General features: G+C 64.5%; 12 protein-coding genes. 7 read left to right on the top strand and 5 right to left on the bottom strand.

Annotated elements, in window-relative coordinates; translation table 11 throughout:
* Positions 1–2: 2 nt before the first annotated feature.
* From V7S54_RS15610 to V7S54_RS15595, 4 genes are all read left to right on the top strand, one after another.
* On the top strand, positions 3–563 hold the full coding sequence (locus tag V7S54_RS15610; protein ID WP_058323164.1) for a slr1658 superfamily regulator: 561 nt from the start codon (positions 3–5) through the stop codon (positions 561–563).
* 13 nt (positions 564–576) lie between these two features.
* Complete coding sequence (locus tag V7S54_RS15605) at positions 577–918, top strand: slr1659 superfamily regulator (protein WP_057255452.1); 342 nt, start codon at positions 577–579, stop codon at positions 916–918.
* Positions 919–1,236: 318 nt separating this feature from the next.
* The gene (locus V7S54_RS15600; protein ID WP_057255451.1) at positions 1,237–1,914 is read left to right on the top strand and encodes a FadR/GntR family transcriptional regulator; all 678 of its coding nucleotides are present in this window, start codon (positions 1,237–1,239) and stop codon (positions 1,912–1,914) included.
* Positions 1,911–3,215: a CynX/NimT family MFS transporter gene (locus V7S54_RS15595; protein ID WP_336408470.1), complete on the top strand. Its 1,305-nt coding sequence runs from the start codon at positions 1,911–1,913 to the stop codon at positions 3,213–3,215. Before V7S54_RS15600 ends, V7S54_RS15595 begins: the two co-directional genes overlap by 4 nt.
* Positions 3,216–3,304: 89 nt before the next feature.
* Here V7S54_RS15595 and V7S54_RS15590 read toward each other — a convergent pair whose 3' ends face one another.
* On the bottom strand, positions 3,305–4,519 hold the full coding sequence (locus V7S54_RS15590; protein WP_065376611.1) for an MFS transporter: 1,215 nt from the start codon (positions 4,517–4,519) through the stop codon (positions 3,305–3,307).
* 327 nt (positions 4,520–4,846) lie between these two features.
* Here V7S54_RS15590 and V7S54_RS15585 point away from each other — a divergent pair, with 327 nt between their 5' ends.
* Positions 4,847–6,067 (top strand): helix-turn-helix domain-containing protein, encoded by a 1,221-nt coding sequence (locus tag V7S54_RS15585; protein WP_336408471.1) that lies wholly within the window; start codon positions 4,847–4,849, stop codon positions 6,065–6,067.
* Between the two features lie 10 nt (positions 6,068–6,077).
* On the top strand, positions 6,078–6,722 hold the full coding sequence (locus tag V7S54_RS15580; RefSeq protein ID WP_065376609.1) for a Vgb family protein: 645 nt from the start codon (positions 6,078–6,080) through the stop codon (positions 6,720–6,722).
* A gap of 9 nt (positions 6,723–6,731) precedes the next feature.
* On the opposite strand, the gene V7S54_RS15575 is transcribed toward V7S54_RS15580, so the two are convergent.
* The gene (locus V7S54_RS15575; RefSeq protein WP_336408472.1) at positions 6,732–7,925 is read right to left on the bottom strand and encodes an MFS transporter; all 1,194 of its coding nucleotides are present in this window, start codon (positions 7,923–7,925) and stop codon (positions 6,732–6,734) included.
* 103 nt (positions 7,926–8,028) lie between these two features.
* On the opposite strand from V7S54_RS15575, the gene V7S54_RS15570 reads away from it, so the two are divergent.
* On the top strand, positions 8,029–8,922 hold the full coding sequence (locus V7S54_RS15570; RefSeq protein ID WP_336408473.1) for a LysR family transcriptional regulator: 894 nt from the start codon (positions 8,029–8,031) through the stop codon (positions 8,920–8,922).
* Between the two features lie 96 nt (positions 8,923–9,018).
* Here V7S54_RS15570 and V7S54_RS15565 read toward each other — a convergent pair whose 3' ends face one another.
* The 3 genes from V7S54_RS15565 to V7S54_RS15555 form a co-directional block, all read right to left on the bottom strand.
* Entirely contained in the window at positions 9,019–9,849 is an 831-nt protein-coding gene (locus V7S54_RS15565; protein WP_336408474.1) for an alpha/beta fold hydrolase, read from the bottom strand.
* A gap of 86 nt (positions 9,850–9,935) precedes the next feature.
* Positions 9,936–11,534: an MFS transporter gene (locus V7S54_RS15560; protein WP_336408475.1), complete on the bottom strand. Its 1,599-nt coding sequence runs from the start codon at positions 11,532–11,534 to the stop codon at positions 9,936–9,938.
* On the bottom strand, positions 11,531–11,989 hold the full coding sequence (locus V7S54_RS15555; protein WP_336408476.1) for a DoxX family protein: 459 nt from the start codon (positions 11,987–11,989) through the stop codon (positions 11,531–11,533). The genes V7S54_RS15560 and V7S54_RS15555 overlap by 4 nt, the downstream gene beginning before the upstream one ends.
* Positions 11,990–12,007 lie beyond the last annotated feature (18 nt).

Genomic DNA, 12,007 nt, shown 5'->3' with positions numbered 1-12,007 from the left:
AGATGACCACGCTCTACGGACTGGCGGACCTGACGATTGGTGCCCACCAGAGAATGACGCGGCTACGCCTCTACGACGGGCCGCTCGATCTCAGCTGGAAGCATTGCGCCATGGCTTCGGATTTCGTCGCCGAACTCGCCGCGCTGCGATACCGCGCCTCGCGCGGTACCTACCGGGAGGTACGGCACAATATCGGGTATCTCACCAACGAGTTGGTCGAGAACGCGGTGAAGTTCCGGGCGTCGGGCGAAATCGTCCTCGAAGCCGCTCTCGAAGCGAACAGCTTCCGCACGAAAGTGTCCAACGTGATCGACAACGAAGCGGCGGTGCGCTTCCAGCATCTGCTTTCCGAAATCGCTACCGGCGACCCCGGAGACCTTCTCATCGAGCGCATCGAGGCCAATGCATCCGGGCTTGGGAAAAGTGGCTCGGGGCTTGGTCTTTTGACACTGATGAGCGATTATGGTGTTCGTTTCGCTTGGGTTTTTGGTGCCCTCGGAGAAGATGGCGAAACCACGCTGGAGACCTATGCTTCCATTGCAGTCCCAGCCCTCTCGAACTGATGAGCCGATGAACATGGAAAACAAGGACGTAGAAGAGTATCGCGTTTGGTCCGAAGGCAACGATATCCATTTCGAAGGCACGATGCGGCTGCCGGGAACGGAAGCCTATGCCCCGATCTTCTCGACCGTCATGGGCGTGCTCGAAACCGAGCCTGAGCACATCACGATCGATTTGACCGAATTGCAGTTTCTGAACTCGTCGGGGATCAACCTGCTCGCCAAACTGACGATCGAGGCGCGCAATCGCCCGAACGTGCAATTGACGGTGCGCGGAACCTCCGAAATCCCGTGGCAATCGAAATCCTTACCGAACCTCAAGAAGCTGCATCCCGGCCTCGATCTCAGGCTCAACTGAGGTCCGCGGTCCGGCTGTATTGCGGCCGGTTCAACGCCAGAGGGCCGTGCGGTCGACTGAACGCACAAAGGACGCTCTAGCACTTTGATTCTAGAGCATCCCGCCTCCAGTGACTTCACCTGAGAGCGGGATGCTCTAGACATCAAGCCAGCATTTCCGGCTTCTGTCGGTTGTGCTGGCTCGCAGCTCCTCGACGAGGCACGCTTCAGGGAAAGAGACTCGCGCCGGTTCGCTGCCCCTTGGTGCCGCCCGGCCGCGTTGACTCACGCATCAACTCAGCCTATGCATCAAATCATCTGATGACTTGATGAGCAGACGATGCAGCCGATCAATCGTACCAATCTCACCGAGAGCGCAGCCGAAAGCCTGCGAACGGAAATCCTCAGCGGCCGCTGGGCAGTCGGCGAGCGCATTCCGAACGAAACGGCACTCACCGAACTACTCGCCGTCAGCCGCGGCACCGTGCGTGAAGCCGTTCGGGTCCTGATCTCGAAGGGCCTTCTCGACGCCCGCCAGGGCTCCGGCACCTATGTCCGCTCAACCGTCGACACCTCGGGCGCGCTCGACCGGGTCAAGCGCACCGGTCTGCGCGACCAGTGGGAAGCACGCGCGGCACTCGACGTCGAGGCGGCGCGGCTGGCGGCACTCCGTCATACGCCGGAAGACCTCGAACGCATGTTCAAGCTGCTTGGCGCCCGCGGCACGGTGGCCGATGGAGGACGCGATGCCTTTGGCCAACGCGACATCGCGTTCCACAGATCGATCGTCGAGGCATCGGGCAACAAAGCGATCGTCGAGCTCTATGATTTCTTCACCTCGGCCATCCTCGAAACCATCCACTCGACCCTTCGTGGCGACCTTCCCGAACCGGACGACCGGGCGCATGCGGCGATCGTCGAGGCCATCGCGTCCGGTGATCCGGACCAGGCCGCGGCCTCCGTCCGGGCGTTCATGGCCCCCGTCCTCGCTGAACTTGATCGGCTTCTTACCCAATGAACCAGACTTTTCGTGACCCCCACAAGGCCGAGACCGCCGAGCCACTGGACCTCGAAGACCAGCTCATCGATGCCGAGGCCGACAGCCTGCCGGCGCCGCAACCGCCTGTCTTGAGCCGCAGCGCCCGTGTTCTTCTTGGCGTGAGCCTCGTCCTGATCGCCTTCAACCTGCGGCCGCTGTTTTCGAGCCTCTCGGTGCTGCTGCCCGAGGTGATGCAGGCAAGCGGCCTGTCGACCGCAGGCGCCAGCGTACTCACCACCCTGCCGGTGCTTTGCCTCGGCATCTTCGCGCCGCTTGCGCCAAAACTCGCGCAACGTTTCGGCGCCGAGCGCACGCTTCTTGGCGTGCTGCTACTTCTGACGCTCGGCACGGGCCTGCGCGGCGTTCAATCCGTGCCGCTGCTGTTCCTCGCGACCTTTGCCGCCGGTGCAGCGATCGCGGTCGGCAACGTCCTCCTCCCCGGCCTCGTCAAGCGTGACTTCGCCGACCGGGCCGCGATGATGACGGGCCTCTACACCATGGCGCTCTGTGCCGGCGCGGCAAGTGCCGCCGGCCTCACCTTGTCGATCGAGCACGATGTCGTCGGCTCCTGGTCCGGCGCGCTCGCCGCCTGGGCGGTGCCAGCCCTGATCGTGCTCCTGATCTGGGCGCCACAGGCGTTGCGCGGCAAGGCAGAGGCCCGCCACAGCGGCTTCCGCGTCGTCGGCCTTTGGCGCGATCGCCTCGCCTGGCAGGTAACCCTGTTCATGGGGCTGCAGTCGGCGCTCGCCTATTGTGTCTTCGGCTGGATGGCGCCGATCCTTCGCGAGCGCGGCCTTGATGCCGCAACGGCCGGCGCGGTCGTCTCGGCCTCGATCATGATGCAGGTCGTCACCTGCCTGCTCGTGCCGTCTTTTGCCGTCCGCCGCCGGGACCAGCGCGCCGTCTGCGTGGCGCTCGCGGCCGCTGCCGTCATCGCCCTGTTCGGCATCCTCTTTGCGCCGCTGTCGACGGTGCTCGTCTGGGCCGTTCTTCAAGGCATCGGCCAGGGTGGCCTGATTGCCGCGGCGATGACGCTCATCGTGCTTCGCTCGCCCGATTCCCATGTCGCAGCCCACCTCTCGGGCATGGCCCAGGGTGTCGGATACGTGCTCGCCGCCATCGGCCCGCTGCTCGTCGGCTTCATCCGCAGCTGGACCGGCAGCTTTGCGGCCAGCTCCATTCTCTTCATCGCCCTTGGCATCGGGGTGGCGATCATGGGCATGGGCGCCGGCCGGGCGCTCCATGTCGGCGCGCGAACGGTCAGGATCGACGATCGCTAAGACGGCGCAGCCGTCTCGAAATGAAAGCTCAGCTCGATCGGGCTCCACTCTCAGGTGGAGCCCTTTCTCGTCGATCTCAGTGCACTGCTTCACGCCGCAGCGACCGCCTGCTGATAGCGCGGTGCGGGCCTGAAGGTGAGCGCGATCAGGAACGCCCCGAGACCGATGCCCCAGGAGCCGACATAAAGCCAGGTATAGCTGGCCATCGCATCATAGATCATGCCGCCGGCAATCGGTCCCGTCGCCATGCCGAGGCTGCCGGCCATGGCTGTTCCGCCGATGACCGTTCCCATCATCCGCAGGGGGAAATTCTCACGGGCAAGCACGGCATAGAGCGGCATGACGCCGGCATAGATGAAGCCGAACAGGGCGGCGACAGCGTAGAATGAGCCCAGCCCCGCGGCGAAGACATAGGCTAGTGCCCCAAAAGCCTGCGCCAGCAGCCCGAGAACCAGCACGCGCTTTGCCCCGAAGCGGTCGCCGAGCAGGCCGAAGACGACGCGTCCGCCCATGCCAGCGAGCCCCTCGACACTGTAGATCGAAACGGCCGCCATCACGGGGATACCGCAAGTGATGGCGTAGCTCACGGTGTGAAAGATCGGCCCGGAATGCGTTGCGCAGCAGAAGAAGTTGGTGAGCAGCAGGATAATGAAGAGCGGCGATTTCAGCACCTGGCTCGTCGTCATCGACGATTGCGCCCCTTCCTCGGGAGAAGCCGCCGCAGCACCGGCCGCAAGTGCCGGCGCCTGGCGAACGAGAAGCGACACCGGGATCATGATGACCGCGACGACGACCGCGATGATCTGCAGAGCGGTTCTCCAGTCGTAGTCTGAAACCAGCCATGCCGCAAACGGCGACATCGTCATCGGCGCCATGCCCATCCCGGCCGAAACGAGCGAAACGGCGAGGCTCCGGTGCGTATCGAACCAGCCGGTAACGCAGGCCATCATCGGTGCGAAGATCGCCGCCGTGGCGATGCCGACGACGCCGCCGAAGACGACCTGGAAGGCGATCAGCGAGGTCGCCCAGCTGGCCGCCATCAGGCTGACGGCCAGAAGCACCGAGCCGATGAGTACGATCGGCCGCGCACCCCAGCGATCGGACAGACTGCCCCAGCCAATGCTGGCGAAAGCCATCGCCAGGAAGCCGATGGTCATGGCACTGGAGACCCCGGTGACGGACCAGCCGGTATCACGCGAGATCGGCAGCAGGAAAACAGGAAGCGAGAACATGGCGCCGATCGCCAAGCAGCCAAGCAGGCCGCCAGCCGCCACGATCACCCAACGATAAAACGAATTGCTCATTGCAATCTCCTTGGCAGCGCCCGGTTAGACGGCCGGCAGCGCTGATAACGTGCAAACTGATTGCGCAGCAGGTTTGGAAGTGCGGAGCACCTCCTCTTTGCTGGTTCCTGTAAGACGCAGGCGCCAGCGGAAAGCCGACACCGAAATTTGCAGAATTTCGTACTATTGCAGGTTCGCCTGGGCGTCGCTCGCGGCATGCCTTCAACCCGTTCGGATCCAACCCACTTGATTGTGCCTCGAAGGTCCTCTCTGTTGTCCCGTGCCGTTCGAGCAATAGATAGAGGCCGAAACACTGTTGGGGGGAGTGACAAGTGTGACGGGATTTCGATGGATTCGCTGATTACCGCAGCAGGCCAGGCGCTGGCCGCTGGTGACCTGCTCGGCGTGCTGAAACGGGTCGCCTTGCGCGACGACCCGCCGGCACTGGCGCTCCGCGGCATCGCGATGGCTCAGCTCGGAGATCTCGGCCGCGCCAAGACGCTGTTGAAGGCGGCGGCGCGCGGCTTCGGCCCGAAGGAGGCCGTCGCCCGCGCGCGATGCATCGTTGCCGAAGCGGAAATCGCCATCGTCTCGCGCGATCTCTCCTGGCCGATGAAGGCGCTCGACGCAGCCCGCGCGACGCTGGAAGCCCATGGCGACCACCTCAATGCCGCGCACGCTCGCAATCTCGGCGCCCGCCGCCTGCTGCTGATCGGCCGTCTCGACGAGGCCGAACAGATGCTTGCCGGTGTCGATCTGGGCCGGCTGACACCGCCCGCGAGAGCCACGCACGAGCTCGCGATTGCCGGAATCGCCGTTCGACGATTGCAAACCGCTTCGGCGGCCAGCGCCTTCGCCCGGGCGACTGAAGCGGCGCGAGCAACCGGCATAGCGGCGCTGGTCGCGGAAGTCGAAGGCGCCGCGCTTGTCCTGAAGACGCCGGCGGCCCGGCTTCTGACCGGCGGAGACGAGCGCCTCCTCAGGCTCGACGAGGTCGAGGCGGTGCTCAGCTCCGGTACGCTGGTGGTCGATGCGTGCCGAAACATCATCCGGCGCGAAGCCTCCGCCGTTTCGCTTGCAACGCGGCCGGTGCTCTTCGCGCTGGTGCGTGCTCTCGCAGAGGCGTGGCCGGCCGATGTCTCGCGGCGCGCCTTGCTCGCCCGTGCCTTCGGCGCGAAACATGTCGACGAATCCCACCGGGCACGATTGAGGGTCGAGATCGGCCGGCTTCGCGACGAACTCCGCGCATTCGCGGATATCAGCGCGACCAGCGACGGCTTCCGGCTGGCTCCGCGTGGCGACCACGCGGTCGTGGTGCTTGCACCGCCGGTCGACGAGCGGCATGCGGCGATGCTGGCGCTTCTTGGCGACGGCGAGGCATGGTCGAGCTCCGCTCTCGCCATCGCGCTCGATGCCAGCCCGCGCACGGTGCAACGGGCGCTCGAAGAACTCTCCTCGGAAGGCAAGGTTCTGCCGGTCGGCCGCGGGCGGACGCGACGCTGGGTGATCCCGCCTGTGCCGACATTCCCGACAGTCTTGTTACTCCCCGGTCCACTGCCAAGCGATTAGGATTGAGACCATGAAACGATCCGAAGCCGAAATCCTCCGCGAGTATGGCCCCTTCCCTGGCGCCGACCACATCCATGGCGTCACCTTCGACGGTCGGAACATCTGGTTTGCCTCCGGCGACAAGATCAATGCCCTCGATCCCGAAAGCGGGAACCCGGTGCGCTCTATCGATGTCGCGGCGCATGCCGGTACCGCCTTTGACGGCAAGCATCTGTTCCAGATCGCCGAGGACCGCATCCAGAAGATCGATCCCGAGAGCGGCCGCGTGCTGGCAACGATCCCGGCACCGGGCGGCGGCGGCGATTCCGGCCTTGCCTGGGCGGAGGGAACCCTTTGGGTCGGGCAGCACCGAGGTCGAAGGATCCATCAGATCGATCCCGAAACCGGCGCAATCCTGCGCACCATCGAATCCAAGCGCGTCGTGACGGGCGTCACCTGGGTCGACGGAGAGCTCTGGCACGGCACCTGGGAAGGCGACGACAGCGACTTGAGGCGCGTCGACCCCGAGACGGGGTCGGTGCTCGAGCGGATCGTGATGCCATCAGGCGCCGGTGTCTCGGGGCTGGAGTCCGATGGCGGCGAGCGCTTCTTCTGCGGCGGTGGCGGGAGCGGAACGATCCGGGCCGTCCGCCGGCCGAAGAAGCATGCTCCCTAGGTTCATCCCTCAGCGCAAGGTCTCCAGCCTGGCCGCTCGTCGAGCAAACAGCTTGACGACCAGCGCCAGCGCCGCAAGCGCGAGGCCGAGTGCGCCGACGCCCGGCCAGGAGCCATAGCTCCAGGCGGCGAAGGACAGGGCCGAACCCGCCGCTCCCCCAAGAAACATGCTGGTCATGAAGACCGTGTTGATACGGCTGCGCGCCGCGGGCTCGAGCGCATAGATGATGTGCTGGTTGGCAATCAGCGCGACCTGGATGCCGATATCAAGCACGATGACGCCAACCACCAGTCCGGCGATCGAGGCCCAGGCTCCGAGTACGACCCAGGCAGCGAGCGTCAGAGCCGCCCCGAACCAGACGACGGACCGCGCACCTCGCCGATCCGCCATCCTGCCGGCGACCGGTGCCGCAAACACGCCGATTGCCCCGACAATGCCGAACAGACCGGCGGCATCGGCGCCCAGATTGAAACGCGGCGTCGCAAGATAAAGCGCGAGCACGGTCCAGAATGCCGTAAAGGATGCGAAAAGCGCCGCCTGCACCATCGAAGCGAGACGGAGCGCGGGCTCGCGCCGCCAAAGAGTGGCGAGCGAGGCCAGGGCTTCGCGATAGGGCAAACGCAATGCCGGGCGCAGATCCGGCAAGGTCCGAAACATCAGGAACGAAGCTGCAAGTGCGAGAGGCACACTTGCCCAGAACATCTCGCGCCAGCCGGCATGGGCCCCGACAAAGCCGGAGACCGTGCGGCTGAGCAGGATGCCGGTCAAAACTCCGGCCATGACCGTGCCGATCGCCGCCCCGCGTTTGTCAGGCGTGGACAGCATCGCAGCGATCGGGACGATCTGCTGCGCGACGGTGGCGCTGGCTCCAAGCAGCACCGAGGCGGCGATCAGCAAGAACGGCGACGGGGCCAAAGCGGCGGCGGTCGCGGCTATCGCGATCGCCAGGAACTGCCCGACGATCAGACGTCTGCGCTGGACGATATCGCCGAGCGGCAACAGAAGCAGCAGCCCGAGCGCGTAGCCGAGTTGCGTCGCCGTCGGAAGCAGTCCGACGGCCGTCTCGCCAGGAAACTCGGCCTCGATGAGCCCCAGCAATGGCTGGTTGTAGTAGATGTTTGCAACCGCGACGCCGCTGGCGACGGCCATGGCGTAGAGGCGGGTTCGACCGAGGCCGGAATGCTCCGTTTCGTGGGTAACCATTTCACTTGCCCTTCTCACTGGAGAGATGGGCTTGATCTATCGCTTTATCGAAATTCGCTGTAGTGTCGCCATAATACATAGCAGTATATCGGATTTCGATACAATGAACTTCGACGAAGTCCTCGTCTTCACCGCAGCAGCAAGCGGCGGCAGCCTCGCCGAGGCCGCGCGACGGCTTGGCATCACCCCCATGATCGCGACCCGGCGGCTCGCTTCCCTCGAGCAGGCGCTTGGCGTCCGGCTGATGCATCGCACCACCCGGTCCCTGTCGTTGACGTCAGAGGGCGAGACCTTTCTGCCCTATGCCCAGGATCTGCTCGAAACCGAACAGCAGGCGCGAACGCTCCTGAGGGGTGATGGAGTTGGAGCGACCGGTCTCCTGCGCGTCTCGGCGCCGGTTGCCTTCTCGATCAAGCTGATTGCGCCGCTCATGCCTTTGCTGCTCGATGATCACCCTGGGCTCAAGGTCTCGCTCGATATGAGCGACACAATGCCTGACCTGGTGGCATCGGGCATTGATCTGGCGATCCGCGTCGCGCGTTTGAAAGATAGCAGTCTGATCGCCAAGAAACTGGCGGAAAACCCGCGCTCCCTCGTCGCCTCGCCATCCTATATCGAAAAGCATGGGAGCCCGCGGACCAGTGGCGATCTCATCAATCATCAATGCTTGCCGTTGCACGGCGTCAGCCATTGGACCTTTCTGAGCGCCGGGGTCGAGAGGCATGTGCGGCTGCAGAGCCGCTTCTCGTCGACCAGCATCGAAGGATGCCATGCGGCCTGCCTCGCCGGTGCAGGCATCACCCTGCTCTCCGACTGGAATATCGCCGACGATCTCGATGCAGGGCGGCTGATGCGTATTCGCCTCGAAGACGCGGCGCCCGAGACATTGGCGATCTGGGCCGTCTACCCGACGACGAAGCTTGTCGCGCCCAAGGTACGAGTCTTCATCGACCGGTTGATGGGGGCACTTGGCAAAACCGCGAATGGAAACGCTTGAACGACAGAGCCCGCACCGCGATCAACACGGTGCGGGCCCCAAGATTTGTCCCGGCACGGTCCGCGGTACCGAGATGCCGCGGATCATGCCAGCCCTTTAGGCCTTGATGAAGGCAAGCAGGTCAGGATTGATGACATCGGCATGGGTCGTCAGCATTCCATGTGGATAACCTTCATAGACCTTGAGCGTGCCGTTCTTCAGGAGCTTGATCGCAAGCCGCGCCGAGTCGTCGATCGGAACGATCTGGTCGTCGTCGCCATGCATGACCAGCGTCGGCACGTCGATCGCCTTGAGGTCCTCGGTGAAGTCGGTTTCGGAGAAGGCCTTGATGCCCTCGTAATGCGCCTTGGCACTGCCCATCATGCCCTGCCGCCACCAGTTCTGGATGACGCCTTCGGATGTTTCGGCCCCCGGTCGGTTGAAGCCGTAGAAGGGACCCGCCGGAACATCGCGGAAGAACTGAGCGCGATTGGCAGCAAGCGCGGAACGGAAGCCATCGAATACCTCGATCGGCAGGCCACCGGGATTGTTCGCGGTTCTCACCATGATCGGCGGAACGGCACCGACCATGATCAGCTTGGCGACCCGTCCGGCGCCGTGGCGCGCAACATAAGCCGCCGCCTCGCCGCCACCTGTGGAGTGACCGATGTGGATGGCATCACTGAGTTCGAGCTTGAGGACCAGTGCCGCGACGTCCTTCGCATAGTGGGCGATATCGTGGCCCTCGCTCACCTGTGTCGAGCGCCCGTGACCGCGGCGGTCGTGGGCAATGACGCGATAGCCCTTGTTGACGAAATAGAGCATCTGCGCGTCCCAATCGTCTGCCGACAGCGGCCAGCCGTGGTGAAAGACGATTGGCTGGCCCGAGCCCCAATCCTTGTAGAAGATATCGACGCCGTCTTCAGTCCTGACGAAGTTCTCGGTCATGGGAACGGTTCCTTTATTTGGGTTCTAGGGTAATCTTCCTGGCACGCTCCACGGCACCGGATTGGCGCCATGGAACGCAACCCGCGTCAACCGAGATGCGGTCGATTGATCGCGAGAAGGTGGTGTACGACCGGCGCCGCCGGCCCTCTGTGAAAACGACGAACGTCTTCCTGGATGTCGGCATCGGCCTTGGACACACGCTTGTGCTGGCGCAGATGCTCGGCCCAGGATTCGACCATGAACCACTCAACCATGCGGCCGGTATCAGCCGCGTCCTCGGTCACGCCCCAGCCATAGGCGCCATCACGGCGGCGCTCGTGCGACAGACGGGCGAGCGCCTTGAGGAATTCGGAGCGGTCCGCCCTGTCGACCATGTATTCGATGAGCACAAGGACGGGGCCGCGGTCGTGTTCGATCGGCGCGCTGGTCAGCGGCTCTGGCCAATGGTTGGAGGGAATGAGGTCCGCCTCTCCCTTCGGCAATTTCATGGCGTGAAAGACGACCCCGACGCAGAGAAGGCCGATGGCCGCCGCCGAGAGGGTGAAGGGCACACCGGTCGCTTCGGCGATGGCGCCCCAGGCCAGGCTTCCTCCGGTCATGGCTCCATTGAAAACGGTAAGGTAGACGGCGAGCGTACGCCCGCGCACCCAGTTGGGAAGAATGGCCTGCGCGGTGCTGTTCAGCGTCGTCAGCGCGGTGATCCAGGCGGCACCGCAAGCGAGCAGCGCGACAACGGCCACCCATTGCGCCGGCGCGAAGGAGAGCACGCCCATCACCGCGGCCGTGAGCACCGCAGAGAGCAAAAGCAGCCCGTCGGCATCCATCCGGGCGCGCAAACGCGGCATCAGCAGCGCACCGCCGATCGCACCCGCGCCGACGGCACCGAGCAGGATGCCGTAGAAGCTGGCGCCACCGCCGAGAAGCTGGCGCGCGACCAACGGCAGCAGGGCCCAGATCGCGCTCGAAAATGCGAAGAACACCGCGGCACGCAGCAGGACCACATGCAGCTCGCGACTGGCGCGCGCGTAGCGCAACCCCGCCCGGAAGGCGCCAAGGAAGCGTTCCGCGAGAACGTCGTCCTCCGATACACCGCGCCGCCACCACAGGAGCGCGGCGATCACGAACACATAGCTGATGACATCGACGCCGTAGGTGACGGCGGCCCCCAACCAGGCTAGCAGCAGGCCGCCGAGCGCCGGGCCGATCGCGCGGGCGATGTTGATGCCGAGCGAATTCAGCGCCACGGCGCCCTTGACGTCCTGCCTCGCGACGAGCTCAGGGACGATCGCCTGCCAGGTGGGGGCGACCAGTGCCGCGCCGATGCCGCCCACGAAGGTCAGCGCGATCAGCGAGCTCACGGACTGCAGGCCCGTGGCCGAGAGAAACAGCAGGCAGAGGCTTGCGGATGCGAGCAGAAACTGCACCAGGATCAGGAATTTGCGCCGATCGAGGATATCCGAGAGAACCCCTGCAGGAATGGCGAGCAGAAAGATCGGCAGCGTCGCTGCCGCCTGGACCATGGAAACGGCGGCCGGTGTCGCCGACAGGTCGGTGACGAGCCAGGAGCTGGCGACATCGCGGATGAAGCTGCCGGTATTGCCGATGATCGTCGCCACCCACAGGACCGCAAAGACTTTCTGCCGCAATGGCGCAAACGTACCTGCGCCCTCTTTCGCTGCCGTCATTGCCCAGCCTTTCCTGCCGATGCCCGTTCGAGAAGATCGTAGTAGGCGACGAGCAGGAAGGCACCGGCGAGGCCGATATGCTCGAAGAAGCCGTTCGTCGCCATCGCACGTTCCATGCCGGGCGGAAGCTCCCAGAACCGAAACGCGAGGAAGGTAGCGGCAAGCGTGAAGGCCGCAAGTGCACCGGCAGCCGCCCAGCGATAGAAACCTGTGAGAATGAGGGCCGACATCAGAAGTTCGAAAACGATGACCCCGACGGCGAAGAGCGGCGCCGGATGCAGGCCGAAGTGATCCATCTCGGCAAGCGCACCCGGAAAGTCGAAGATCTTCGTCAGTGGTCCCTGGATATAGGCCGAGCAAAGCGCCAGCAGGCCGACGAAGACGATCCGCCGGCTGGCGAGGCCCCGTCGCAGGCGGGCAGCAAGATGGTTTTCGAGAGAAGACAGGCTCAGCATTTTGGTTCCTTGTCAGAC

Origin of the sequence: Ensifer sp. CCNWLY38 (assembly GCF_037120565.1) — a bacterium.
Classification (GTDB): Bacteria; Pseudomonadota; Alphaproteobacteria; order Rhizobiales; family Rhizobiaceae; genus Ensifer; species Ensifer adhaerens_H.
The sequence above is the reverse complement of the archived record's forward strand: the minus strand, read 5'-3'. Positions and strand labels throughout refer to the sequence as shown.